Below are 25,456 nucleotides of genomic sequence, written 5' to 3' on the forward strand. Positions count from 1 at the left end.
AATTCGTCGAGGTTTACAACCCCGTCTTACAAAAGAATATCAACTTCTTCTGCACCCTACGAAGTCAGCAGACCGGACTTGTGTATAACGAGATGCATTAAATGACACGACTGCTCAGGAGAGAGCGTACGATGGCGAGAAGTCTACCCAGAATCGCAACAATATTTGTCGTCGCCGTACTTTTCAATTTTCCGTGGGAAGTAGGGCAAATGTCGCTTTATGTAGAGGAGGGCGATTTGTTGGAATTTGCAGTCCACTGCATCGTTCCAAGTCTTGGCGACGGCATCATCCTCCTGACGATTTTTGGTATCGGTTTAGGGGTGTCGCGTCGTTCCGACTGGACTGACAAGCCAGGCACAGCTGGATATGCATTGATGCTTTTTTCGGGGTTTTCCATAGCAGTAATCATTGAGTGGGGCGCAGTGTATGTGATTGAACGATGGACCTATACCAACAGCATGCCGCGCTTGCCAGGCTTGGAGGTGGGCCTTAGTCCAATATTACAAATGATCGTTCTGCCGCCGATCATATTCGGAGTGACTGAATGGTGGCTTAACCTGAGACTGCGGGTGTAAATTTTCTTCATCGGAAGCACTTAATTGGTTGCCCTTGTATGGAAATGTCCAGAAACGCAAGCTTTGTAGAAAAGGCTCATACATATATTTATTTTTGTGGTACTGCTCCATAGGTGTAGTTACTGGATCTGTATCTGTTTGCGAGCCAAATCTATAGCAGCATAAAATATCAAGGAATACGGCCTAATTGCAACGGTATTTATCCTGTGGGCTCAGATGGAATTTTCAGGCAAAATTTCTTTCTGAAGAGCGGGCTTGACCCCCCTGACCGTCTGGCGAATTGTCTTTACCTCATAGCACCTTTTGAGCCATCACTTTGCTGCTGCCTGCTGCCCCGTTGCAACACGGCTACATTCAATTTCGATCATGCGGCGCAAACATCATGCCGCGACATTTCATTAAATTTTCATTTAGCCTGATCAAAGGTCTTCCCTTTGATCAGGACCGCCCAGACATTACCGGCAGGCTTGTCGGCTAGTGCAGCGACTACCATACATATGTTAACGGTTGGGTTTTCCCATCTCGTGCTGCGGCATGTTGTCATGCTTGCCCATGCTACCCGTCATCATGCCATGCATCATGTCGCAGTGCTTCGCCATGCTGGTCGCATCGATGACACCATCCTTGCCCTTCATCATATCGAACATGGCTTCATGCGACTTCATGAACTCGTCCTTGGTGATCTTGCCATCGTTATTGGAGTCCATTTTCATCATGTCCATCATCATTTTGCCGGACCCTCTCATCATCCCGCCCATCTTCACTTCGCTTCCAGCTTGCGGCTGTTGGGCCCCTGCTGAAACACAGCCCGCGAGAATGATGGTGGAGCCAAGAATTAATATGCGTATTTGCTTCATTTAAATCTCCTTCAAAAACACTCGGGATTAAAATTACTGCCCTCAGTAAGGCTCGTTTTGTAGAGTGGCAGTGTTGATGGGGTTACCACTTCCAAGCCATGGCAGTCGAGATTGCCAATCACTGCTATCTTTGCTCATGAAGGCCGTAGCAAGATCCAACGAGGCTTCAACATCACGCCATTGCAGCTCAAGTGACAATATAACATCCACGTTAGCGACACTTGCCATGGTTGCTCCAAAAAGAAGAAAGGTGGAACGCCTCCGCTTGGTGCCTGTTACCCTCTTTTATCTGTCATATCGATGTTTGGCGATGGTGCTTGAGGCTTTTGTTCGCTGTCGGAAGTGGCGCAGCTCTGGCCATTTTGGCTATGCATCATCTTCATGCAAAAGAGCATCGACAGAGGGCAGAGCAGGAATAACAACGTCGGCGAGGCAGCGAGAATCCAATCGCGGAAGTCCGGTAGCGCCACATAGGTGATACCTACTACCGCCAACATCACAAGCCCCATTTTCAACATAGTTTTAGCATTACACATTTTTAATTTCCTCAGGTAGTTTGCGTTTTACAGCCCAAATTCGCTTCGCCCTCAATGCCATTCAGGACTGCGTTTCACTCGTGTTTTCCAAAGGCGTTTGATTCGTTTGGCGACTGTTCCAAGCGCGTTATAAAGATGAACGCGTATGTCGATCTTTCCGGCTCCTAGAGCAGTCGACCCATCAATTCCCAGCATGCACTAGCCATCTCTAACGGAGACCCATCATTGTCATCATGTTTGTATGCATGAACGCTTTCGCCACGACGGCAACGATTGCCATCAAACCAATTGCGGCAAACAAAACAGAAGAACTTTTATAACTGGCGATTGAGTCGTCATGTTCCCAACAGGTAAAGATTCCCTTGCTTGAGGTGCTTAAATTGTTGATTCAGAATCGTGAAACAAGTACATAAAAGAATCTCTCATTGCCGCCAGAGTCAAGGGTTTTAACACCAACAGCAGCAAATATGGCTAAACAATCGGGCACCTTGCCCACGTCGCAAATGTCGGCAATGAAATCGTGCGTTGCTGCCAAGAACGCCAATTGTCGATGCGCGACGTATATATCCACCTGACCTTGTTGACCGTATCCGCTTAATTAAGTGGGCTCAAAAATTGGGTTTTCGCTCGACGAAATCGTAACATTACTCAAGCTTGCATACTGGATCAACCGTAATGAGATTCAAAAATTCGCCATTGACCGTGCTGTACAAATTCAAAAAAAATGATGCATTTGCAAAGCATGGAGCATCTGCCGTCTAGCTGATAATTGAAGTAGCGATTACCGGACATATGTAACCCTGCTCCATCATTACTGCCTTCACATACAAGGGAGGCAGTAACGCCAGCAACCATTGACGGATAATCAACCAGCAAGTAATAACGCGAACTGAAGTAACCTGCTTTATTAGTAAGCATTCCGTGGGATTGGTTCATTCGCCAATAGGAGATTACAAAACTGTAATTGAACGGTAATCTTCAAGGGTCGCTCCGTTTTGCCTGCGTGCTGATGTGTGCTATACCCATATTGTGCTTCCTAGTCGATATAGATCGGTTTTCCGAGGGCGCAGGCAGGCAACCATCTTGCCGACGCCGGGCTTCCTGCCACCAGCAGAAGGCACAGCACACCAGCACTTAATGACGGCGAATCGCATGGTCACTGCGCACCATGAAGCGAGCCCGGCTAAGCTGATCCTTCATTTGCTTATGCCTTGCTCAACCCAGTGCCGCAAGCGATATAGAGGACTACTTCTGCCAAGGAGGCCTCAAGCGGCAGGTTGGTCCTCAAGTACCAAGTCGACGGCGCCGGTAAAAATGATGGCTCGTTCCATTGCCTTGGATATGAATTGTGCCAAACCGAGACATCAACGTTGCCAAGAACATTCTCACGGTCGGACACGGCCGTCTCGCAGTAAGAATCCCCGCCCTTTTCGCGCACGCGACAGCCCTTCATTGCTGAGGGCGAGGAAGTTGTCAACAATGGCACTTTTAAAGTGCCCAAATTACAACTTATTCGCTGAATGTTCAACGAGCCTCTGTAATTACGTAATTTCCTCCCTCTTTTACAAATTCCACATTGATATTCTTACCAACTGACATCGTTTTAAGCAGGGCTTTGTCGCGAACGGAAAAACCCATAGTCATGGCGGGCCATTTGAGACTTTCGACTGGTCCATGTGCCAAAGTGATTGTTCCTTTTTGAGGTTCTACGCTTTTTACGATACCGGTCGCCTTATGTACCTGACCGGCAGTACCGGAATCGGACATGCTTTTGCTTTCAGTACTCCGGTTCTTCATTTCCATACCTGATTTCATATCCATGTCTTTCTTGCCCTTCATATCCATATCGCTCATTTTATTATCCTGAGCAAACACTACATTTGAAGAGGCGAGGGCAATCAGAATAGAAGCAACTGCGAACGTTTTCATAAGAATCCTTTTCGGTTAGATAAAGTATAAAGTTATTTAATCAATATTTAATGCGGCAGTTATAGAAATTGACTGCGTTATTGTAGCGAATCGCCAATAACGCGGCCTTTGGCTGTTATCAGCTTTGATTCATCATTGTATGGCACCCTTTCATCATCTTTTGCATTTTCGCGTTTTTACTCTCCTGTTGTTGGGGCGTCACTTCGTTCGAAGACCCTTGGTGCATCCGCCCAGCATGCACCTTGCGGCCGTCTTCGATCAGCGCCCAATTTGGACCAGCTAAAACAGGAAGCGTCGTGTTAAAAAGTACAACTCCAATCAATACTAAAAGTGGCTTTTTCATGATCTGCTCCTCGTTACGCTTCTATATATTGGAAAAGATGGCGGCAAATATCTGTTTGCATCTTTTCCGCTTCGTATTGAGCCAAAAGCGCGTTCAATACTTGATTTGTAATCGCGCCGCCGTCCCTGCCGGTCTTTGCGGGAAGTAAAGATACGATCCGGCAATTCAAAGGTCTTTAAATGGATTTTGTGGTTGCTCCTAGTCATTGGATCGGCTCGTAGACCGCGTCGATGCGTTGATGAGAGAAAACGTGGGCATGGCGTAATGTGCGCCTTCTCAGCAACAGATACACGACTGGCACAACGAACATCGACAACAGGGGGGCTGTGATCATCCCGCCAACCATGGGTGCGGCAATTCGCTGCATGACCTCCGAGCCCGTGCCAGAGCCGACCATAATGGGTACCAAGCCGGCGATAATGACCGCGACTGTCATCGCTTTGGGACGCACACGCAGGACAGCGCCTTCTCGGATCGCGTTGAGTAAATCTGCTTCGCTGATTTTTCCTGCTATGAGACGGGCTTCCCAAGCTTGTTTTAGGTAGAGCAGCATAATCACGCCAAATTCGGCGGCCACACCGGCAAGAGCAATGAAGCCGACACCGCTTGCAATCGAGAGGTTGTGGCCGAGAATCCATTCCAGCCAAATACCGCCTGCCAGAGCAAAGGGAAGTGTTCCCATGATCAGTGCTGCCTCGTCGAAGCGCTGGAACGTGAGGTAAAGCAGCACAAAAATGATCAGCAAAGTTGCCGGCACGACTACTTTCAACTTTTTGCTTGCACGCTCAAGGTATTCGAATTGTCCTGACCAGGAGATTGAATATCCAGGTGGTAATTTCACTTCCTTTGCGACCGCCTGCTGCATGTCTTTCACGGCTGAGCTTAAGTCTCGGCCACGAATATCAACGTATACCCATCCTGACAGGCGAGCGTTTTCGCTTTTGAGCATGGGCGGGCCGTCATTAATTTTGATATTGGCGACATCCCCGAGCCGAATCTGCGCCCCGCGCTCTGTCAACACTGGTAACTGTCGCAGCTTTTCAACTGAATCACGTACCTCGCGTGGGTAACGCAGATTGATCGGGAACCGCTGTAGTCCCTCGATCGTTTCTCCAATGTTGTCCCCACCAATAGCGGAAGAAACGATGCTTTGTACGTGTGCGATGTTTAGCCCGTAACGGGCGGCTGCATCACGATCGATGTTGACGTCGACATAGCGGCCTCCATTGAGTCGTTCTGCTAGCGCTGAAGAAACCCCCGACACTTTTTTTACAACCCGTTCGATCTCGCCAGTGACGCGATCGATTTCTTGCAGGTCTGTACCGGCAACTTTGACGCCAACAGGGCTCTTGATTCCAGTGGCCAGCATATCAATTCGGTTCCTGATCGGCGGTACCCAGATGTTCGATAAGCCTGGAACTTTGACCGCGCGATCAAGCTCTTCAATAAGCTTGTCTGTTGTCATGCCGGCACGCCACTGGTCACGCGGTTTGAATTGAATGGTTGTCTCGAACATCTCCAGAGGTGCTGGGTCTGTGGCGGTTTCTGCCCGGCCTGCTTTGCCGAACACGGTTGCAACCTCCGGAACTGTTTTGATGAGCCGATCGGTTTGCTGCAATAGTTGTGACACTTTGCCGGCTGATAGACCGGGTAACGCAGATGGCATGTAAAGTACGTCACCTTCGTCCAGTGCCGGCATGAACTCGCCTCCTAAGCGGGTAAGAGGCCAAACGGTCACGACAGCCAAGACAGCAGCAGCAAGAAGCGTCACCTTCGGGAATCGCAGGGCCACGTCGAGTAGAGGACGGTAAAGCGCAATCAGGAAACGGTTGAGCGGATTCTTTTGCTCAGCTGGAATGCGACCACGAATCAGATATCCCATCAATACAGGGATCAGTGTCACGGCAAGGCCAGCAGCGGCGGCCATCGCGTATGTTTTCGTAAAGGCCAGCGGCGAGAAAAGACGTCCTTCCTGAGCTTCCAAGGTAAACACAGGGATGAATGACAAGACAATAATCAGCAGCGAAAAAAATAGCGCGGGACCAACTTCCGATGCAGAGTCACCGATGACCCGCCAATGTTCCTCGCCTTTAAGCTTCTTACCCGGATTTGCGTGGTTCCATGCTTCGATATGTTTGTGGGCGTTCTCGATCATAACTACAGCGGCGTCGACCATGGCACCGATTGCGATGGCAATCCCGCCAAGGGACATGATGTTGGCATTGACTCCTTGGTAGTACATCACGATGTACGCGGCCAGTATCCCGAGTGGGAGTGAGATGATAGCTACCAATGCAGATCGAATGTGAAAAAGGAAGATGGCGCATACGACAGCAACCACAATAAATTCTTCGACGAGTTTATGTTCGAGGTTTGTAACAGCGCGGTCAATAAGATTGGATCTGTCGTAAGTTGGGATAATTTCGACGCCTGGGGGCAAGCTGGATTTAAGGTTTTCGAGCTTAGCTTTCACCGCTTCAATCGTTTCCAGCGCATTTTTCCCCGATCGCATAACAATTACCCCGCCCGCAACCTCGCCCTCGCCGTTAAGTTCTGCAATACCGCGACGCATTTCTGGACCGACTTGTATGCGTGCGACATCACCCAGGCGCACCGACACGCCAGCATCCGTGGTGGTCAAGGGGATCTTCCGGAAATCATCGAGGGACGTCAGATAGCCGGATGCGCGTACCATGTACTCGGCTTCACCAAGTTCCAGTACAGAGCCGCCTGATTCCTGATTCGCCTTTTGCACGGCTTCAATTACTTTGCCGTGCGGGATATTGTAGGCACGCAGCTTGTCCGGGTCTAAAACGATCTGGTACTGACGCACCATCCCGCCGATGCTGGCTACCTCTGAGACGTTAGCTACTGTTTTTAGTTCGTACTTAAGGAACCAGTCCTGCAACGTGCGTAGTTGGGACAGGTCCATCTTTCCACTGCGGTCGACCAGCGCGTATTCATATACCCAGCCAACACCAGTCGCGTCAGGTCCCAATGCTGTTTTTGCCTGGGGCGGAAGGCGTGATTGGACCTGATTCAAATATTCGAGGACACGTGATCGAGCCCAGTAGGGGTCTGTGTTGTCCTCGAACAGGATATAGACGAATGAATCGCCAAAGAACGAGTACCCTCTAACCGTTTTTGCACCAGGCACAGAAAGCATCGTCGTTGTCAATGGATACGTCACCTGATTTTCAACGATCTGCGGCGCTTGGCCCGGATAGGTGGTCCGGATAATGACCTGAACGTCTGAAAGGTCGGGAAGGGCATCAACCGGTGTGCGCGATAACGCCCAGATGCCCCAGGCAGTCATCATCAGCGTGGCAAGTAATACCAAAAAACGGTTGATAATCGACCAGCGAATTAGCTTGGCAATCATTTTTTGGCACCTCCTGCACTACGAGGCGCTTCCTGACTTTGTGAGGCGGCTCCCCCCGTATTGCTCTTTGCAGCGCCTGGCGCAGTACCAGCCGGCGAAATCGTGGCGATCTCATAGGCACCATCTTTAATCGGGCGGATCTCGAACGTCACAGTGTCGCCGACCGCAATAGTTTTTGGTACGCCGCTTGCCGGGGCTTTGAAACCCATTGTCATTTCGCCCCATTGCAGGCTTGGGATCGGGCCGTGTGAGATTGTGATTTCATCATTGCTAATGCTTTCGATCTTGCCCCTTCCCGCGTGTGTCTGATTATTTGAGGTTCTGCTCGTGCCGCCCTGGGGGGCGTCGCCCATGCGAGTTTCAGTTCCTTTAAGGCTGGCCTCCGAGTCAATCAGGAATTGTCCTGAAACGACCACTTTCTGTCCTTCTTCAAGGCCTTTGCGAATCTCTGTCTGCCCGTTTGCCTCGGCACCAATCTCTACATCGACTGGAGTAAACCCGCCGTTATCTTGGGCGACCATCACAACGCTACGTTTGCCCGTCTGGATTACTGCTTCCGTGGGAATGGTCAAGACCTCTTGTTTAGTGGCGGGAGTGAAGTTAATGGTGGCAAACATTCCTGGGACCAGACGCCCCTCAGGATTTGCCAATTCCACACGAGCTTTTAAGGTACGCGTCGCAGAATTTACCTCGGGAAGAATAGCGCTAACTTTTCCCTTGAGCGTCGTGCCTGGCAGAGATGGCGTACGTGCTTGGACCGCTGCACCAGGGCGTACTTGGGCGGAAAGATTTTCTGGGACGTCCGCATTTACCCATATCGTGCTTAAGCCATTGATGCGGAATAGGGAACCACCAGACATGACGGTCATGCCTTCGCGCACAGACAACTCAGCAATAACGCCGCTGATAGGCGCAATAATTGTCATTCGTGGCTGGAGCTTTGCTGTAGTCTCAACCAAGCGGATCTGCTCATCGCTCATCCCTACCAAGCGCATGCGCTGGCGTGCGGCGTCCAATAAGTCCTTCGTTTCTGGTCCTTGCATCTGTTTTACGGTTAAGTAATCTTCTTGGGCTGCGATCCAGTCAGGGACGTATATTTGAACGAGCGGCTGACCTTTTCGAACTGGGTCAAGCGGGGCTCTCACGTAGAGGCGTTCAACAAATCCATTGCTTCGTGCCTGTATAACGGCTACATCGCGTTCGTTGTAGGCGACACTTCCAACAGCTTCAACGACAGCAGCGACGTTTCCCTTGATTACTTCGGCGGTTCGCACTCCCAAGTTTTGTTGTACACGAGGACTGATCGTGATTTTGCCGTCGTCACCGGCTTCGCCTGCATACACCGGCACCAGTTGCATGTCCATGAATGGTGATTTTCCGGGCTTGTCAAACTTCTGACCCGGCACCATCGGGTCATGCCAATAAAGCACTTTCCTCCCGCTCGCTGGATCGACTTTACTGGCTTCTGATGTTCCATTAGCTGCTTGTTGACCGGTCTTCGCTGGCGAGTCCGACGGAGTCATTTTCATGCCTTGTTGCATGCCGAATGAATACAAGCCGTATCCTCCGGCACCAAGCGCACCTGTTAATAGAACTACAAGCAAAATCTTTTTGGCGTTCATTTTGAGTCTTCAAAAATAGGCATGAATTGATGCGAATCGACCGCATCGATCGGAAATAGATAATTGAGTTGTGCCCATAACCGGGCCGTCTCGGCTTCCAGTTGCAGACCTTGAAGCCGCATGTCAATGACATTGCGGCGAGAGGCCAACACCTCGGATAAAGTCGCTTTTCCACCCCGGTATGCCGCGATTACAGCACCGGTGCGATCGTTGGCAAGGGGTATGAGTTCGTTCTCGTACCTTTGCTGCCGCTCCTTGCCGTTTTCCCATTCATTGATCATTGCGCGTGTCTGCGCGACATGCTCGCGCACCATGTCGTCACGTTCCGCTTTGGCTTGCTCCACCAAAGCAAGCTTGGAAGAAAGTTCGCGCTCCTGACGGTTTTTTTGGTCCCATTGCAAAGGAAGAGATATACCTACCGAAACCATGTTTGAATAGGCTGGACCACGTTGTTGGTATGCTACCTCGACTGACCAATCGGCCCGCTTGTTCGCTTCAGCTAATTTCGCCTCTGCAGCAGCAATTTCGGCTTGCTTTGCCACGATGGCAATTTCAGGGTGATGCAGAAGCACCGTATCTAAAGTCGCCGGATCGAGTCGAATTTCATTGGTAGGTGGCTTTGCGGCCAAGGGCATATCCGCCGCTTTGCCGATCCAGCGGGAGAGGATTGTTTTGGCGTTGAGAATGCGTCGTTGTGCTTCGCTACTTTGGTTATCGAAGGTCGCTACAGCACTACGCGCTGCAAAAATGTCTGCCTGGTTGCCACGACCGGCACGATATGCGCCTTCAGCTGCCTGTATTTCCAGTTTCGCTTGCGTCCTCTGCTCTGTGATGGCAGCGTCGATGGCCTGCGCATAGTACAGGTCAAGCCAGGCGAGCGCTGTTGCACGCTCGACAGATGCAACAGCAAACGATTTTTCGGCAAGTCCTTTTTCCGCTTCACGTTCAAAACGTTCGGAACGGGCCTGCCGCTTGTCTGAACGCGTCAACTCCTGCATGAGGCCAATTCGACGCATGGTCATAAAGTCGTTAGTCAAGCTGAACCGATCAGGTCCGTTGACTGGAAGGTTATCAATTCCGGCCCTCAGGATCGGGTCGGGCAATTGACCGGCCGCCACAGCCATGTCCCGTGAGGAGCTAACAGCGTAGTCTTTTGCGGCTACTTGGCGTGAGAGTTCGACTGCCCGCTGCTGAGCAGCGAGTAGGCTTAATGATCCTTCTTGAGACCAGGCGCCTGACGAAAAGGTCAGGGCGGCTGAGATTGCAAATATGCAACTCCCTCGGCGGAGCCGAGACACGACAACGGGCGTCGAAGATGACGCGGTAAACGGGTAAAGCATTAAACCTCCGGAAAGCATTGATCATCACCGTTCACACACAGGCGTGACGATGGCGAGCGATACAATCTGGAGGTTTAAATGCGGAAACAGCAGTTCTGAATAGACAGTGGCGGAGCGGTACTACGCGCTAATGAAAATGGCTCTTGCCATTGGCTGGACGACAAATTCGGTAGGCCAGATGGATGTAGTGTGGCAATCAATGCAGTGGGTACAAACACTGCCGCTGGAGGCGAGTGCGGCTTGTCGAGAGACAGCTTGCCAGCCTGCTCGCTAGCATGACACAAACTGGGCTGCTCCTGGTCCATGCCCTGGCAGGGCGTCAGCGAGTCGGAAGCCATTTCCATCGCAGCTTCCCTGATCTCGTGCGTAGTTCCTCGTTCCAGCGTCGGGCAAGCATAGCCCGCCACAGCAAGCTGCATAAACAGCATGCTGATCAGCGCAACGAATGCTGCGATAACACGTGATGGCCGAGTAAAACGCATGATACGGTAAGTCTCCTGTGGTTAGGTCGTTTGTCTATTATGACACTACCAGCAATAGTATGTAGCAGGGCCAGTGAGACCAAGATGACTTTTTCGTTACAAATTTGTAATCTGAATGCAAAGCATGTTCTAAGATTTATCCCGCCTTCACCCGGGTAAAAGCCTAAACAAATGTAAATTGCCGTAAAGCTTGAAACCAGCGGCGTAACCCTAAATTTCAGAATTGAGTTATTTAGAAAGTTAATTTTTAGTTTAATTTAGAAGAATGAAGTTGTATAGGTCAGAAAGCCAAACAAATACTAGATTAAGTAAAATAGATAACAGCTACTTCCATAGTTCGTTACTTCAATTTCATTCCAAAAATTGATGCAAGCAAACATCAATTAGATTTCCTATCCATTAATAAATCTCTTCAAAACCTTTTAAATTCTCAGGACCATGATCTCTCGAAGTGACTTAGCAGAAAACAGAATTTGCAACAATGGGGCCGATTTCCTTTAAAATTTTATTGCATTACGAAATTGTAATGCAATGGTCACATGGCTGTTTACGACCGCTCCTTACACTCTCGGTCATGGATTCGCGAACAATGGGTTCCGATCCGAGACACCCATCAATCTCATAGGAACGTACCGATGAAACCGATCAATATGTCCAGCGTCGTTATTCTTACCGCAGCCCTAGCTGCTTTCAGTACCGGTGCTTTAGCTTCGGACGTACCTGATGTTCAGTCTGCTCGCGGAGTGAATCAGTGGCAGGACATGACTGGCATTAAATCAACGAAGACCCGCGCGGAAGTTCGATCCGAATTGAGCCAAGGACAAGCGAAAGGTACGTCTGGACAGCAAGAATACGTCGAATTTTCTAAAGTTGCAGTGCCAGACGGTACTTCTCGCGCCAACGTAAAATCTGAGTTAGGCAAGTCCAGCGCAAATACAGTTTTGCAGCCGAATGATATTTATTATGGCGGCTAAAGGGCGAACTTAAACGAGGATTCAGATCCTGGTACATACAGCAGTAGAAGGGGAACTCCGTGAGTTCCTGTTTTGCCATCATGGGTGCCTTCCCATTTCAAATGGGTAACTTCAAAACCTTTGGCAAGCGTTGCAATAACTTCCCTTTTCATCGATTTTGTTACGGAGAAATTGTATGAAGCGCTTACTGGTTTTATTGCTTTCCCTTACAGCAGCCGTTGTTCTTCCCTTTGTTAGCAGCATTGCTCACAGCGAAGAGGCGTGTTATCAAGGTGCCAGCGTAGCAACAGATGCCACCACTGCAAAATACCAGATGGATGGGACGGTTAAAGGGGAAGTTCTGAAGATTGATAACGACATGTTAAAGATTGTCATCAAGCATCAAGAACTGAGATGTCTTGGTATGCCGGCTATGACCATGGTGTTTAACGTGCCTGACCGATCGTTGCTCGAAGGCGTTAAGGAAGGCGGAAAAATAAAATTCGCCGCTCAGGTTACTCCGAATGGGCTTTCGGTTACTAAGCTCGAGTCAGAAAGCAACTAAGGTCGCTGCCGGCGACGCTGTTTTGATCAGATTGATTCGCCGTACAACTGAAGTTCAGCCTTTTTGGAAATGGTCGGGCTAAAAACTTACGTCGACTAGAACAACCGGCACCGCATCAAATCGAAGCTTCGCGGCATGTGCCCGGCGCAAGATCGACTTCAGGCAGCACGCAACTAAAGTCTACCGCCTCAACTTCTGAGGCAGTTCATTTCCGGGGCGGTTCAAGTACCTTGATCAAACTGAATGCCCTTGCAGTTTTTCATCAAACACCGATGCAGCCTCCTTTTGGGATCAAGGGTGGCACCAGCCGAAGGCGATAATTTTTTAATGGCTCCGCGTGCGAAAGCAGAGCCTCAACGCTGCTGAGCAGGCGATCAGCATGATGGAAAAAAACTGCTTTGAGACTAAATATATTTGCCTTTGGGCTTAAATGCCATTGTTTAGACTGGCCGCAATTTGGTGAAGCATTCTTTAGACTTTAGAGTAAAACATCCATGTGGTGAATCCAGAACGTAGATAAAGGATTACTTAGATCATAGGTCCGATAGAAATAGCCCCGTGGGTAACTTTACGGGTTTCATTTTAAAATGAAAAAGCAAAGTGAATTATTTGAGAAAAAGCTTTTTCGATTTATTTAAGAAAAAGCCTTGACCTTCCGATCACTGGAAGCCCATAAAGTATGGTTTCAGTCCATGTACGAATTGCAAGTTGAGGAAATAACCTGCGGCGGGTGCGTCCGGGGTGTGACATGTTCCGTACAAACAGTCGATAGCGCAGCAAAAGTCGATGTCGATCTGAAACCGAAGACGGTGCGCGTCAACAGCACTGCTCCGTTGGAAGCAGTTACTTCTGCAATTGCAGAAGCAGGATATCCTGTTACTGCAAGCAGCGTTGTCTAAACGGCATGGGCAGTCGTCTGGCTGCTCAGTATTCTAAATGGAGTGTAAATGCCTACTGTAACTGTCTCGCCCCACCCTGACTCTGCTCCTGATGGGGGCGTTTGAGGTGGACAGCACTGCATCTGTCTGTGATGCGTTGCTGGATCACGGCGTAGATATCGAACATGCTTGCGGCAAGGTTAGCGCTTGCATTACGTGTCACGTCAACATCAGTGAGGGTTTTGAGTATTTGAATGTGTCCGATTAAACGAAGAGGATAGGTTCGACATGGCTTAGGTCTACAAGCACAGTCCCGGTTCTCCTGCCAGGCCATCGTTGGTACTGGCAATCTTGTTGTAGAGATCCCTGAGTATTCCATGAACCACGCCGAGGGAAACGCTTAAGTTGGCCAGGGTAGCTCATGTCAGCAGGCTGCCACTAACGTAGAGAACAAAACATGAAAATCTTGGTTGTAGAAGACGAAGCCCGAGCTGCCGCCTATCTTCGGCAGGGATTGACTGAACACGGTTACCAAGTAGAGGTCGCTGCCACAGGTGCAGACGGTTTGTACAGCGCCATGAATGGCGATCATGACTTGATTCTCCTCGACGTCATGCTGCCGGGGTTTGACGGATTTGCAGTACTTTCAGCCCTCAGAACGACAAAAGGCACGCCAGTGCTGATGCTTACCGCCAAGGGAAATACGAATGACAAAGTGAAGGGATTTGACCTTGGCGCAGACGATTACTTGGTTAAACCATTCGAGTTTCCTGAACTGCTTGCAAGAGTTCGAACACTACTGAAACGGACTAAGCAAATCACTCCGGACATCATCCTGCAGGTGGCTGATCTGCAGGTTGATCCGGTGAGGCACCGTGCGGTTCGTTCGGGAAAGCCCATCGATCTGTCTGCTAAAGAATTCGCGCTCCTTGCACTGCTGATGCGTCATAGCGGCGAGGTTTTATCGCGAACCAAAATTGCTTCTTTGGTTTGGAACATTAATTTCGACTCGGACACGAATGTAGTTGACGTGGCCATAAGACGCCTTCGCGCGAAAGTGGACGATCCTTTTCAGGTAAAGCTGATTAATACGGTACGTGGAGTCGGGTACGTTCTCGAAGAGCGAACATGAGGGTACGAAGTCTTGCCCTTCTGCTTGCGCTGCTGGTGGGTATGCTTGGATTGTTCCAGGCAGTTGCAGTGTTGGCTTTTTCGTACAACACGATGTCTCGTTCGCTTGATGAGCAAAGAAGGCATTCGCTTGAGGACACGCTCAAACAGGTAACTGAGCTTGTTAATCGGCAAGACAGCAGTGCTGCCATTAGCGGCGCTGCTTACCAGCTGGCTGAGGTGCTCGGGCGGCACGAGGGGATGCATGTAGTTGTAGAAAGTGGAAATAAGGGAGAAACGCTGGTTGCTTTCACTAACGTCGGAAAGGAGTCCCTTTACCAGCTCAAGAATGCAACTTGGGCACCCGACGCCTTCTTGGAGTGGCGTTCTCGCGAAACGGGCACAAAGATGCTTTCCGTCGCGTCCACGGGATCCACCAGAAACGGCGACGGCTATGTGATGGTCTTGACTGCTGAACGTCGGGCCGACGATGAAATCCTCAAAAAATTTCTTCTTACGGCGCTCACTGCTGCACCGTTTGCGCTTGCCTTGGTTTCCTTGGGTGCACTAGCAATCGTCCATATTGGTTTGAAGCCCCTTAACCGCTTTCGAGACGCGGCCGTTGCAGTGTCCGCCAAAAATATTTCTGCACGAATCAATCCCGAACATCTTCCTTCTGAACTGCTGCCGTTAGGCAAAGCGTTCAATGGGATGCTTGATCGCCTTGATGATGGTATAGGGCGGCTATCGCAGTTCTCGGGGGATCTTGCTCATGAGATGAGAACACCGCTTGGGATTCTCCTTGGACGCACGCAGGTCGCGCTGTCACAACAACGTACCGAGGAAGATTTGCTTCGGGTCTTGGAAGAAAACGTAGAAGAAATCGAGCGCTTGAATCGTCTCGTTACCGATATGCTCTTCCTCGCTCATGCGGACAGTACCAGTTTTGTGTTGGCAGCAAAACCAGTGGACCTCGCCACATTGGTGATCGAGATTGCGGACTTCATGGAGTTACCTGCGGACGATCGAGGAATGTCCTTTTTAATTTCTGGGAACGCCACACTCACCGTCGACGCATCCTTGGTGCAACGAGCCATTACGAACCTTGTATCGAACGCGATCCGGTATGGCACTCCAGGTAGCGTGATCGGCCTAGAGATCATATCTGACGAGTCAACCGTACGGTTTTCCGTGAGCAATTATGGAGAACAGATTCCAGCCGAGCATCGGGCGCGGCTTTTCGATCGTTTTTATCGAACCGAATTTTCTCGGGCGAGGGAAGCCGGAGGGAGCGGGTTAGGGCTGTCAATTGTAAAAGCAATAATGAAACTTCATCGTGGCAGTGTTGAAGTGGGAAGTGATGTGCATGGTAAGACATGTTTTACTTTGATATTTCCAATCCACCTTGCACGCCAAGCTGTACAGGTGTAATGAGCAATGTATGCGGGCACCATCAACGAGCAAGGCGTACTGGATGTCCGGGTGTCGGCCAATAGCGGTGATAGCACGCTGTCGAGGATTGTGCGGGTCATTGAGGAAACCCAAGGGAGACAGGCGCCGACCCAACGCTTTGTCGATACGTTTGCTCGCTACTACACGCCTGCGGTCGTCGCTGTCGCGGTGCTTGGCGCAGGGATTCCGCCGCTATTCCTAGAGGCTACGTTTGCGCCATGGCTGTACAAGGCGCTCGTCATGCTCGTGATTGCCTGCCCATGCGCATTGGTTATTTCGACTCCAGTCACGGTCGTCAGCGGCCTCACTGCGGCAGGCCGCCGTGGAATCCTCATCAAGGGCGGCGAGTTCTTAGAAGTCGGATACCGCTTGAAAGCGACCGCCATGGACAAGACCGGGACGCTGACCCTCGGCCAGCCAGCCGTGACGTCTGTGCAGCCGCTCGGGGGTCGGACGGAGGAGGATGTTTTGCTGTTGGCTGCTAGCCTCGATACGCATTCTACTCATCCAATTGCACGTGCGGTCGTGAAAGCGGGGCCGCCAGAAGCAAGATTAATACCGGTTTCCCAGTTTGAGACGTTGCCCGGACGCGGTGTGAAAGGCTTGATGGGGGACATAACGTTTTACCTAGGGAATCACCGCCTGCTTGAGGAACTCGGAATGTGCTCGCCGACGATTGAGTCACTTCTCGACAAGCTGGAGGAGGATGCCCAAACCGCCATCGTGCTGGTCTCGGAGACCGGCCCACTGGGCATTATCGCGTCTGCTGATGTGCTCCGTCCCAAGGTTGCCGGTGTTATCCAAGAACTGTACGGGCTGGGCGTGACGACCATCATGCTGACTGGCGACAACGTACGGACTGTCAAGCGTATCAGTGAGCTGGTCGGCATCACAAGCTTCAAGGGCGAGTTACTGCCGGAAGACAAGTTGACAGCAATCGAATAGTTACAGGCGACTTACGGCGCTGTCGGCATGGTTGGCGACGGCGTAAACGATTCGCCGGCCTTGGCGCAAGCAGACATCGGCTTCGCGATGGGAGCCGCCGGCAGCGATACGGCGATTGAAACAGCAGATGTCGCTCTCATGGACGACGACTTGGAGAAGCTGCCGGCGTTCGTTCAGCTGAGCCGGCCCACAAAGAGCGTCCTTGTTCAAAACATCGGAATGGCATTAGGAATAAAGGTGGTGTTCTTTGCCTTGGCACTCGCAGGACTGGCGACCCTGTGGATGGCTGTTTTCGCCGATATGGGAGCTAGCTTGCTTGTTGTCTTCAATGGCTTGCGGCTACTGCGTCGAGCTACTAATCGAGAATGACCGTACGCGCGCTTGTCACTGGTGTCCATTCTTGATGATTCGCTGTCCGCGGCTGGTTTGACTGCTGTCTACTTGCATATTCCGAAAACTTGTTTAGATGGCATGACTGGAACAAGGACGCGCCGCTTATCGCAAGCCGCTTAAAAACGAGAAAAGGATTTCCGCATGGCTTTTGGCTCCTCCCTGCTGCACGTAAGCGGCTATGGGGCTCTTTGTGCAGCCTCTCTTGCTATTGGCGGCGTAGTAGCGGCCTTTCGGCCACCGCCCGATAAGCTCAGGGGCTACATCCAACACATCGCAGCCGGGCTGGTCTTTGCAGCGGCAAGTGTGGAGGTACTTCCGGATGTCATGCAGCGGGAGATGCCCTATGCGGCCGCACGGGTTTCGCCATAGGAATCGCAGTTCTACTGGCGATTCGTGCCTTATCCAAGAAGGTGGAAAAAGGAAGTGGCGGGGGGCAGTGGGGGCTGATTAGTGTAGTTATCGTAGACATTTTCGTAGACGGTCTACTTATCGGGGTGAGCACTGCTACAGAGCGCGGGCAAGGGCAACAAGCCTTGCTGGTCACTATTGCGCTGTCCGCTGAATTGCTTACCTTTGGACTTTCCATCGCCAGTGCCCTTGGGCAGGATGGAGTTGCGCGAGTACGCAGTATCCTGACTACCAGCTGTATCGCAATCACACCGTTCGTTGGCGCCATGGCCGGCTATTTCCTTGGCGGAAGGTTGACGGGGGCATGGATTGAAGGCGTCCTTGCTTTTGCGGTGGCAGCCTTGCTTTATCTGGCTGCAGAGGAGCTGCTCACTGAGGCCCACGAGGTTTCGGAGACAAAGATCGGTACAGCGCTTTTTCTTGCCGCCTTCCTAGCCTTGATGCTTGTCGATATGGTGTCGGCACCAAAGTAGCCGGGTCCGGAGGGCTGGCATCCGATTCACAAAAACGGACCCTATCGCAGTAGTAGTAGGAGTACCGAGGCAGTGCGAATCAACCCTGTGGTCATACTTCCAACCGCAGCTGCCGGATGCGTGAACGGCTGTACGTTTCCATGACAAACAGGTCAATGTCATGTCCGCACATACTCGGCAAGTACTTCCTGATTGTGGATGGCCATCCAATTCATAAGTCCCGGCTCGTGCAGGACTTTGTGGATGGACTGGACGGGCAACTCAAGCTGGTTTACCTGTCACCTTAATCGCCGCACCTGAACCCGGACGAACAGGCATGAGCTCACGTCAAGCGCCAGTTAGCGAGCAGTCCATACAGGCCAAAGACGACATGAATAAGTTGGCGTTCGGCGCGCTACGTTGCCTTCAGAAGCTGCCGAGGTTGGTAAAGTCCTGCTTCCAACAGCTAAGTGCCAATATGCCAGCCAGTGACTTTTCTTTGTAAAAGGTCAGTATCTGCTGCCAACTAACAAGTTACTCAACACAAAAAATGTTACTTCACTTTGGTCCTTTGCCAGCAGGCATGTAACAGAAAATCGACGATCACAAGATGTAATTGGTGCGGAGGAAAGCTCGGCCAGGGCGAAGTATCAGATCGCGGAGCCTCACAAGACCAGCAATGGGAAACGCATGGTATGGCAATGGCGTCCTGTCCATCAATGGTCGGAAAAGGAAGTATGGGCGATTCTGGAGCGGCATCGCATCCGGGCGCATCCCGCATACTTTCTCGGATGGTCGCGTTGCAGCTGCATGACGTGCATCTTCGGCTCGCCGTCTCAATGGGCAAGCGTGGCGCAGATTGCTCCGCGCAAGGTCATCCAGATCCGCCAGCATGAGCAGGACTTTGGCGTAACGCTGCGGCGCAATGGTGACATCGACAAGGCGATCGCACGCGGTACGCCCTATGCGATGGATGCAGAGCATGTCCGGGTCGCGATGGCCGAGGACTATGACCTGCCGATCTTTATGGAAAACTGGGTGCTGCCGTCCGGCGCCTATGGCGAAGCTGCAGGTCCCACCTGACAGCTTCATCTAACCACTACCGACCCGCGCCCCCAAAGGCGCGGGGTTTTCTTTGTCTCGGCATTGCTGTTTGCTGTGGTTCATTTCTGCTCACCAGGAGTACGCATTTCCTGCTTTTCTCAACACAACAAGGAGCTACGCAATGCAACAGGAAGCTGAAAATCTCGAAGTGTTCATCAAGGTGGCCGCCGACTCGATTGGAGAGTTGCGCAAGGTCGACGTCATGCGGGTGCTCGAGTCGAACTCGATGCGAAAGCGGCCGTTGGCAAACTACATCTGCCAGCACCGGCCCGACCTGGCGCGCGAGGTAAGCGAAGTCATGGAAGACGAGTTCGGCATCACGGATTGGCGCACAACGGAAACGCCTGTATACGCCTGATTGGGCTTGCCGCTGGAGCCACACGAAGTGCCGCCTTGAGGCAGTTTCTGCTTCTGGTGAGGCGGCGATCTTCCGTTTCCCTGAAATGCATTTCCCATTATCAGACCAACCTTTCAGGAGAGCGCCATGCAAGCAGCAGCATTGAAACCCGAGTTCATTTCCAACTACCAGGGAGTTTCAGACTACCGTATCCGCGGGTTGCCCGGCCGTGTTTCATGGCGTGGGTTGAACAAGGAACACCAGGCGTTTTATCGCAGCCAGGATGACCCACAGCTGTTAGGTACGGTCGTAAATGGCATCGAGCCGGTTTCGGCCGAGGTACTCGCCTTTTTTCAACGCAAGCAGGATGAACTGTTCGACCTGATGCAGGATGCCGATCTGTTCTACCTGGATTCGCTGACAACGGCCAAGTGGTATCCGCATCTTGGCTGGATACGCTGTGAGCCAACCGCGACCCCGTTGGCTGCGTCATAAACCTTGATTCACCATGCGCCTCGGACTTCTCGTCGGGGCGCTTTTCTTTTGTAGTTGCATGTGGCGCATTTGACTGGGTCAGGCCAACGCAAGGCTTGCATCCATTAACCCATTCAGGAGTCACATATGCCCCGCAGCGTCGTATTTTCCCGTCCTACCTTGCTTCCTTCGATCTTCCGGGATACTGCCAGCTTCACGGAAAAAAACAGTGGTCGCATCTCGCTCTATGCCATCGGTGTGGAGCAGGACCGGCATGCTTCCATCGCCCGTATTGCTTACCCAGGTCTTGCCGTCGTGCCGGAGTTCTTTTCGGTGTATGTTTGGACGCATGACAAAGGCGAAGTCTGCGCCGGCGATTTTGCAACTGGCAAAGAAGCACAGGCATTTTCCGATCTGATCGCCCAGAAAACCGGACAACTTCAGGTCCGCACCGATGCGCTGGTTCTGTATTCCCCGAACGAACGCGGCTACTGGCACAACGCAGAAGGATGGACCAGCAATCCGCTGGAAGCCACCCTCTACGACTCAACAGACCTGACGCCGGCCACGATCGCGGCGGTTCAGTTGTCGGCGCCAGGAACGATTGCCGTGAGTTTGTTTGATGCCGAGGTAACGGATCTGAACTTTGATCCACCGCCGGCCTATTCCCAACCCGCCATCGAGCGAGTAGCTGAGTTAGCCGCTGCTTAACTACCACGACCCCGCATCATGCCGATGCGGGGTTTTTCTATGGCCTGACACATCAATTTGCTCATTCACAATATCCTACGCAGTAATCCGAATTTCGCTGACTGTCCGCATGGTTCCATTTTGCTAGGATGAACTTGCCAAATTCAATCCCTGGAACATGGCTTCAGCCCGCCCTTGATCGGGTGGGCTTTTTTCATAGAGGGATGCGATGGATACCAAAACACGGCCCGAAAAGGTAAATGCGAAGGTCACCACCTCATTGGAAACGGCCCGCAAGAATAAAAATAAACTGAGGGAGCTGGTCGAAACTGCTGGGCTGACCGACGCGCAAATCGTCCACATTGTCATGGCGGAGTCAATGCGACCGTGCGGGGTGCGGACATTGAAATGGTGGCTCAGCGGCGACGAGCAAAAGAAGCTGCAGCGCTGTCCTACTAGGGCAATTGAGGCTCTGGAAAAAGGACTCAGACGGCGATGAACGTGCTCTCCGTGCCGGGTACCCAAGACCAGCTGCGCCACTGTTTACTTCGGTTGTGTCGCAAAAATTCCTACACTGGGTTCATCGATACGCCTACTTCCAAAAGACCAAGCACTCGTTACTATGTGACTGTCTCCTCCGTTCCCTGCGAATGGATTGAAACCCGCCGCGGCCATGCCAGGCGGGTTTTTTTTGGACCGATGATGGTGCGCTGCACATAGACACATCGGGGTTTTCAATGCATCATCGCATCAAAATCCAGACCTGAGAGCTGGGGACGAGAGAAGACAGGGAAACCCGCATCGGTATCGATAGCGGGTTTTTTCTTTTGGCGCGGGAAAAATAGGCAAAAAAAAGCCCACCGGAATAATCGCGGTGGGCTAAATCCATCCTTTGGGAGGGTGGAGGAGACAAGGTCACTATAGCCAGTTTCCCGGCATAAAGTAAATTTCAAATAGGCATACCGGCCATATGTTTTGTGAATGTCAAGGGCGATTGCGGTAACAAGATTGCGCCACAGGCCGACAACTACCTTAAGCGCCGAAATACAGGTCGTTCACATTGCCGGCACGGCGAGACTGAGCAGAGCGGGTCGCCTCAGTACGGACTTCCTGTCAGCTGCGGTTGCTGGAAACATAGACGCTGTCTTGGCCATCATGTTGGCGCTGGGCGATCGCACCCAAGTTCGCAGCTTGGGCCAGATCTTGGCGCAATACTGCGCGGGTCTGGGTGGACTTAAAGCCAGCGTCCGGAGCGACGAATTCGGTTTGTTGGGCAAAGGCAGAGCCGGCAGCAGCAAACACAGCAACAGCGGCGATCAGATTCTTGACGTTCATGATTTTCTCCAAAGTTAGTAGGTGACTCGGGGCTCGGCGGTCAAGGCAGGAATGCTTCTCGTCGGGTCCGGCCTCGCTAAGTCACACCGGTTCGTTTGTGTGCTCATCGATGGAATGCAGTCTATTGGCTATTCCAGTCGGGATAAAGAGGCCTTCTCCGAATACACTGTTCCATTTATCGCACTAATGTGACAATAGAGGCTCAGCAAAGTATTCTCCAGAAACCAAAAAGCCCACCTTGTTTAAGGGCGGGCTTCGTGGTCGCAAGTTGAGCCTTTCGGCTCTTTTCCTTCAACTCAGGAGAGGGAAATCGGTGCAGCTATTCGGTCTGGACGGTTGCTGTTGCGCGTCTCAGTGATTGGTATTAGACCGGAAATATTGGCGTAGTGCAAGTGATTTATACGGCTTGTATCAAATAAATCTTTTATAAGTGCGTGTCGTTGTAAGTGCACTGGTCGCATATCCCTTAGCAAAGTTTATTTCCCACTCCGGGATCGTGCATCCATGCACTCAACGTCCCTGTTACGCACTCCATTAATCTGGCTACTCTTGCCAGTCGCGCCTTGCCGCGTTGATTATGTCTCTTTCGAGACTTCGATAACCTGACTACTTCTGTCAGCATCAACCACGACCCGGATCAGACATTTGTCTTTTCCGGGTTTTCTTTCGCCTGTCAGTTATTGACGCGTGTGATGCATCTCTCGGGTACAACTCAACCAGGAGAACTGAATGCCTTCCCATGATTCCAAGACCTTTTATTTCGCTTCCCGTTCCGACCAGCCAAGACGCTTTGATCCACGCTCTCCCGTATGGGGAACGATCGGCTATGCAGTGCTTTCGGCGGTTGCCATTGGCATGGTCTTCTACCTCACCTTTGCAGCATAACCTCCACAGCCCGCCCATCCCCGGCGGGCTTTTTTAATATCCATACTGTATAGAAACAATACAATCAAAGTAAAATAGCGATCTGCACCACCTACACCAACACAAGAAAGGGGAGTTACATGGGCTGGATCTTTGTTCTGATCGTGGGTTTTTTTGGATACCAGTATGTCGCCAATAGTCCGACCGTTACAGCTGGCCTGCAAACGATGAAATCAGTGGCTAGCGGCCTCGAATCCGTTACCAGCATCACAAAGCAGATCGCCGGCACCGGCATGGCCGAAGCAGGTAATGCGGCACAGATGCTGCCGCCCGATGTCCGGTCACAGATGCAAAGCGCAAGTCAGCAAGTCACATCCACCTTGCCGACGCGGTCCGGATCCCTATCAGGGTGCGGCCAGTCTGATTCACTGGGAAATATCAAGTATTGCTTCAACCAATAAGGCCAGCTGTCATGCCCGATGCAAGCCCCGCCGGCGACCGCGGGGTTTTTTATTCCCGGCGCGGCGTTGGCATCCCAGCGCATAAGGCCAGGGCGCAGCGTAGCAGCTTACGTTTTGATGTCTGCCATTTCCTCGGTATCAGGCGAACAGTTTGCCTGCATTTCACCAACAAAGGAGTCTCACACATGGCACATCAGAAAAACAAAAAACCGCTGTGGAAGGTACTGGTTCTCGTCATGGCGCATATCGCCGTGGCTACGCTCTGGTTCATCGGAATCGGCTTGGGCGCTTACGTCCTGTCCGTTTTCGTTGAATGGCTGACCCGCGAAACGCACGTTTCCCGGTTCGTCATCAAGGGGTTGGTCGGCCTGGAGAATTTTGTCGCAGTCCTGGACATCATTCTCTATGTCGTCTACCTGCTATCTTCTACATATAACGAAATTAAGGAGTTTCTCAAGAATGAAAACAACGACACAGGCCCTGGTGGAGATAGCGAAGAATAGCCACAAGCTGTTTTTCGCTCCCGTAACTGGGATCATCCAGGGTATCAAGTCCGAGTTTCACAGCGATAACGCCGCAACTGCGGTTGATCCATTGCGCAGGACTTCTACGCTTTCACGTCAATAACCGCACAAGCCCTGATTCTCATCTCGAGATCAGGGCTTTTTCTTATTTGCTGCTTGATAACTTGCTTGCAAAGGGCTATTGTGTGGATGTGTATTACAAAATAATGTTATGGAGTCCGAGCATGTCCAAGCTGATCAATGAAGTCATTGCCATCGTCAAATCCAGCCCGCGGCGCTACTTTGCCCCGATTATCGGCGCCATCGCCGCCGTCCGTGCCGAGTGGAGCAGGGTCAAGCGCCAGGCTTAGGGGTCCCCGCGCCGCTGGCGCCGCACACGCTGATAAAAGCCTGCCTCGCAGGCTTTTTTTACGTCTTCCTGAGCGTCAGGCTGCAGCGGCAAAGCGGGTGTCGCAGGCTTCGCAACGCAGGCGCAAGCCTGGCCTGCCCCAGATATTGTTCTTGCAGCCGCAAACATATTTCGTCCGGTTGCTGCCATCGGCTTTCTTCACTCCCACCCCTCCCGATCCGCCAGATTGCGGCCGCTCCACATCAAGGCCACCATCTATGGGAGGTGCGGAATACAAGGGCACGGCAACGGCAGCCACTTTCTGAGCCGGGCTTGCGATGCCGGTGACGGGCTCTCCGTCATCGTCGGCCGGCATGCCGCTGGCCGCCTCCGTCGCCGCCATGGCCGATACGCCGGTTGGCTGCTTCACGGTAACGGTCGTTCCCGCCGCGAACTCATACTCCTTGACCATCTGCACCGGGAAGCGGTCGTACCAGACAATAACAAACGACGTCTGCAGGAGTTCCTTGCATGCGTGAATGAAGGGGCCGTCGGCCATGATGTAGTGGCTCATCTTCTCGCCGGTGGTTTTGCCACCAGGTGTGCCTGTATTGCTTGGCATGAGGCCAATTGCTTCCATTTTGGCCGCGAATTCCTGGTCGTGATAGCCGCGCCGGGGCGGGGTGCCGAACCGCCTCTGCCACTGATGGACTTGCTCATGCACCAGCGTGGAAAGTACATCTTCCACGGGCCGGGTTGCGAAGTACTCCGGGTTCAGCGCGATCTCATCGCTCTTTGTGTCATCCCGGTTGACGAACCGCTCGAAGCTGAAATAGCCCATCGAGCGCGACTTGCGCTGCAGCGTGAACAGGCAGCCCGGCAGCTCTCCGCCAAATAGTCGCCGATTAAAAAAGTCGTACGCATGCGACAGCTCATCGTAGTTCTGTTTGGTCGGGAGGTTCTTCAGGCTCATGGCGGCAGTGGATTGTGCAATCCAATTGGGATCGCCGTATTTTAGAGATACATGTGACGTAGCGCCATCCGTTTTGTATATTTATACTGTATTTCACTTGACTCCCATAACAGGTAATTCTAAGATGCTGCACGGAAACAATAT

At 51.7% G+C, this 25,456-nt stretch carries 31 protein-coding genes and 2 pseudogenes; 20 read left to right on the forward strand and 13 right to left on the reverse strand.

The annotated features are described in order from the left end of the window. The first annotated feature begins 101 nt into the window (after positions 1 to 101). On the forward strand, positions 102 to 575 hold the full coding sequence (locus QOL82_RS19900; protein ID WP_283444054.1) for a hypothetical protein: 474 nt from the start codon (positions 102 to 104) through the stop codon (positions 573 to 575). Positions 576 to 1,075: 500 nt separating this feature from the next. Here the strand turns inward: QOL82_RS19900 and QOL82_RS19905 are convergent, their stop codons facing one another. The 11 genes and pseudogenes from QOL82_RS19905 to QOL82_RS19950 all read right to left on the reverse strand — a co-directional run bounded on the left by QOL82_RS19905 (position 1,076) and on the right by QOL82_RS19950 (position 11,066). After that, positions 1,076 to 1,432 (reverse strand): hypothetical protein, encoded by a 357-nt coding sequence (locus tag QOL82_RS19905; protein ID WP_283444055.1) that lies wholly within the window; start codon positions 1,430 to 1,432, stop codon positions 1,076 to 1,078. A 42-nt stretch (positions 1,433 to 1,474) separates the two neighbouring features. Further along, a complete protein-coding gene (locus QOL82_RS19910; RefSeq protein ID WP_283444056.1) occupies positions 1,475 to 1,660 on the reverse strand; it encodes a hypothetical protein in 186 nt (61 codons plus the stop codon). 47 nt (positions 1,661 to 1,707) lie between these two features. Then, positions 1,708 to 1,968 carry a DUF2933 domain-containing protein gene (locus QOL82_RS19915; protein WP_283444057.1) on the reverse strand — a complete coding sequence of 87 codons (261 nt, stop codon included), beginning with the start codon at positions 1,966 to 1,968 and terminating at the stop codon, positions 1,708 to 1,710. Between the two features lie 666 nt (positions 1,969 to 2,634). Further along, positions 2,635 to 2,904: a hypothetical protein gene (locus tag QOL82_RS19920; protein ID WP_283444058.1), complete on the reverse strand. Its 270-nt coding sequence runs from the start codon at positions 2,902 to 2,904 to the stop codon at positions 2,635 to 2,637. Between the two features lie 201 nt (positions 2,905 to 3,105). Further along, positions 3,106 to 3,280 (reverse strand): annotated as a pseudogene (locus tag QOL82_RS29300) (IS701 family transposase); the annotation flags it as partial. A 212-nt stretch (positions 3,281 to 3,492) separates the two neighbouring features. Further along, positions 3,493 to 3,897, reverse strand: a complete 405-nt coding sequence (locus tag QOL82_RS19925; protein ID WP_283444059.1) for a copper-binding protein — start codon at positions 3,895 to 3,897, stop codon at positions 3,493 to 3,495. 118 nt (positions 3,898 to 4,015) lie between these two features. Next, positions 4,016 to 4,240: a hypothetical protein gene (locus QOL82_RS19930; protein ID WP_283444060.1), complete on the reverse strand. Its 225-nt coding sequence runs from the start codon at positions 4,238 to 4,240 to the stop codon at positions 4,016 to 4,018. Between the two features lie 202 nt (positions 4,241 to 4,442). Next, positions 4,443 to 7,622, reverse strand: coding sequence for an efflux RND transporter permease subunit (locus QOL82_RS19935; protein WP_283444061.1), 3,180 nt, complete (start codon positions 7,620 to 7,622; stop codon positions 4,443 to 4,445). Continuing rightward, on the reverse strand, positions 7,619 to 9,244 hold the full coding sequence (locus QOL82_RS19940) for an efflux RND transporter periplasmic adaptor subunit (protein ID WP_283444062.1): 1,626 nt from the start codon (positions 9,242 to 9,244) through the stop codon (positions 7,619 to 7,621). Before QOL82_RS19940 ends, QOL82_RS19935 begins: the two co-directional genes overlap by 4 nt. After that, positions 9,241 to 10,347, reverse strand: a complete 1,107-nt coding sequence (locus tag QOL82_RS19945) for a TolC family protein (protein WP_488158810.1) — start codon at positions 10,345 to 10,347, stop codon at positions 9,241 to 9,243. The genes QOL82_RS19940 and QOL82_RS19945 overlap by 4 nt, the downstream gene beginning before the upstream one ends. Before the next feature lie 311 nt (positions 10,348 to 10,658). After that, on the reverse strand, positions 10,659 to 11,066 hold the full coding sequence (locus QOL82_RS19950; protein WP_283444063.1) for a hypothetical protein: 408 nt from the start codon (positions 11,064 to 11,066) through the stop codon (positions 10,659 to 10,661). A gap of 635 nt (positions 11,067 to 11,701) precedes the next feature. Here QOL82_RS19950 and QOL82_RS19955 point away from each other — a divergent pair. The 15 genes and pseudogenes from QOL82_RS19955 (at position 11,702) to QOL82_RS20025 (ending at position 21,326) form a co-directional block, all read left to right on the forward strand. Next, a complete protein-coding gene (locus tag QOL82_RS19955) occupies positions 11,702 to 12,040 on the forward strand; it encodes a DUF4148 domain-containing protein (RefSeq protein ID WP_283444064.1) in 339 nt (112 codons plus the stop codon). 175 nt (positions 12,041 to 12,215) lie between these two features. Continuing rightward, the gene (locus QOL82_RS19960; protein ID WP_283444065.1) at positions 12,216 to 12,584 is read left to right on the forward strand and encodes a copper-binding protein; all 369 of its coding nucleotides are present in this window, start codon (positions 12,216 to 12,218) and stop codon (positions 12,582 to 12,584) included. 692 nt (positions 12,585 to 13,276) lie between these two features. Further along, on the forward strand, positions 13,277 to 13,483 hold the full coding sequence (locus QOL82_RS19965; RefSeq protein WP_283444189.1) for a heavy-metal-associated domain-containing protein: 207 nt from the start codon (positions 13,277 to 13,279) through the stop codon (positions 13,481 to 13,483). Between the two features lie 91 nt (positions 13,484 to 13,574). Continuing rightward, positions 13,575 to 13,730, forward strand: a complete 156-nt coding sequence (locus QOL82_RS19970; RefSeq protein WP_283444066.1) for a 2Fe-2S iron-sulfur cluster-binding protein — start codon at positions 13,575 to 13,577, stop codon at positions 13,728 to 13,730. Between the two features lie 189 nt (positions 13,731 to 13,919). After that, positions 13,920 to 14,594 carry a heavy metal response regulator transcription factor gene (locus tag QOL82_RS19975; protein ID WP_283444067.1) on the forward strand — a complete coding sequence of 225 codons (675 nt, stop codon included), beginning with the start codon at positions 13,920 to 13,922 and terminating at the stop codon, positions 14,592 to 14,594. Next, positions 14,591 to 16,003, forward strand: a complete 1,413-nt coding sequence (locus QOL82_RS19980) for a heavy metal sensor histidine kinase (RefSeq protein WP_283444068.1) — start codon at positions 14,591 to 14,593, stop codon at positions 16,001 to 16,003. The genes QOL82_RS19975 and QOL82_RS19980 overlap by 4 nt, the downstream gene beginning before the upstream one ends. A 6-nt stretch (positions 16,004 to 16,009) precedes the next feature. Then, a complete protein-coding gene (locus QOL82_RS19985) occupies positions 16,010 to 16,969 on the forward strand; it encodes an HAD-IC family P-type ATPase (protein ID WP_283444069.1) in 960 nt (319 codons plus the stop codon). 27 nt (positions 16,970 to 16,996) lie between these two features. Further along, positions 16,997 to 17,338, forward strand: a complete 342-nt coding sequence (locus QOL82_RS19990) for a hypothetical protein (RefSeq protein ID WP_283444070.1) — start codon at positions 16,997 to 16,999, stop codon at positions 17,336 to 17,338. 557 nt (positions 17,339 to 17,895) lie between these two features. Next, complete coding sequence (locus QOL82_RS19995; protein WP_283444071.1) at positions 17,896 to 18,243, forward strand: hypothetical protein; 348 nt, start codon at positions 17,896 to 17,898, stop codon at positions 18,241 to 18,243. Between the two features lie 185 nt (positions 18,244 to 18,428). Continuing rightward, positions 18,429 to 18,714: pseudogene (locus QOL82_RS20000) on the forward strand (transposase); the annotation flags it as partial. Between the two features lie 123 nt (positions 18,715 to 18,837). Next, positions 18,838 to 19,305, forward strand: a complete 468-nt coding sequence (locus tag QOL82_RS20005; RefSeq protein ID WP_283444190.1) for a phosphoadenosine phosphosulfate reductase domain-containing protein — start codon at positions 18,838 to 18,840, stop codon at positions 19,303 to 19,305. Between the two features lie 142 nt (positions 19,306 to 19,447). After that, positions 19,448 to 19,684, forward strand: a complete 237-nt coding sequence (locus QOL82_RS20010) for a hypothetical protein (protein WP_283444072.1) — start codon at positions 19,448 to 19,450, stop codon at positions 19,682 to 19,684. A 126-nt stretch (positions 19,685 to 19,810) separates the two neighbouring features. Beyond that, a complete protein-coding gene (locus QOL82_RS20015) occupies positions 19,811 to 20,158 on the forward strand; it encodes a hypothetical protein (RefSeq protein ID WP_283444073.1) in 348 nt (115 codons plus the stop codon). Positions 20,159 to 20,284: 126 nt separating this feature from the next. Next, a complete protein-coding gene (locus QOL82_RS20020) occupies positions 20,285 to 20,848 on the forward strand; it encodes a hypothetical protein (RefSeq protein WP_283444074.1) in 564 nt (187 codons plus the stop codon). A gap of 208 nt (positions 20,849 to 21,056) precedes the next feature. Further along, on the forward strand, positions 21,057 to 21,326 hold the full coding sequence (locus QOL82_RS20025) for a hypothetical protein (RefSeq protein ID WP_283444075.1): 270 nt from the start codon (positions 21,057 to 21,059) through the stop codon (positions 21,324 to 21,326). Between the two features lie 614 nt (positions 21,327 to 21,940). Here the strand turns inward: QOL82_RS20025 and QOL82_RS20030 are convergent. Next, a complete protein-coding gene (locus QOL82_RS20030; protein WP_283444076.1) occupies positions 21,941 to 22,162 on the reverse strand; it encodes a DUF4148 domain-containing protein in 222 nt (73 codons plus the stop codon). 729 nt (positions 22,163 to 22,891) lie between these two features. Here QOL82_RS20030 and QOL82_RS20035 point away from each other — a divergent pair. The 4 genes from QOL82_RS20035 (at position 22,892) to QOL82_RS20050 (ending at position 24,361) form a co-directional block, all read left to right on the forward strand. Continuing rightward, positions 22,892 to 23,047: a hypothetical protein gene (locus QOL82_RS20035; protein WP_283444077.1), complete on the forward strand. Its 156-nt coding sequence runs from the start codon at positions 22,892 to 22,894 to the stop codon at positions 23,045 to 23,047. Between the two features lie 119 nt (positions 23,048 to 23,166). Beyond that, positions 23,167 to 23,487: a hypothetical protein gene (locus QOL82_RS20040; protein ID WP_283444078.1), complete on the forward strand. Its 321-nt coding sequence runs from the start codon at positions 23,167 to 23,169 to the stop codon at positions 23,485 to 23,487. A gap of 11 nt (positions 23,488 to 23,498) precedes the next feature. Next, entirely contained in the window at positions 23,499 to 23,990 is a 492-nt protein-coding gene (locus tag QOL82_RS20045) for a hypothetical protein (RefSeq protein ID WP_283444079.1), read from the forward strand. A 245-nt stretch (positions 23,991 to 24,235) separates the two neighbouring features. Beyond that, positions 24,236 to 24,361, forward strand: coding sequence for a hypothetical protein (locus QOL82_RS20050; RefSeq protein WP_283444080.1), 126 nt, complete (start codon positions 24,236 to 24,238; stop codon positions 24,359 to 24,361). Between the two features lie 75 nt (positions 24,362 to 24,436). Here QOL82_RS20050 and QOL82_RS20055 read toward each other — a convergent pair whose 3' ends face one another. After that, positions 24,437 to 25,312 carry a SprT-like domain-containing protein gene (locus QOL82_RS20055; RefSeq protein WP_283444081.1) on the reverse strand — a complete coding sequence of 292 codons (876 nt, stop codon included), beginning with the start codon at positions 25,310 to 25,312 and terminating at the stop codon, positions 24,437 to 24,439. Between the last annotated feature and the right edge of the window lie 144 nt (positions 25,313 to 25,456).

The organism is Noviherbaspirillum suwonense (assembly GCF_900182955.1).
Taxonomy (GTDB): Bacteria; Pseudomonadota; Gammaproteobacteria; order Burkholderiales; family Burkholderiaceae_D; genus Noviherbaspirillum_A; species Noviherbaspirillum_A suwonense.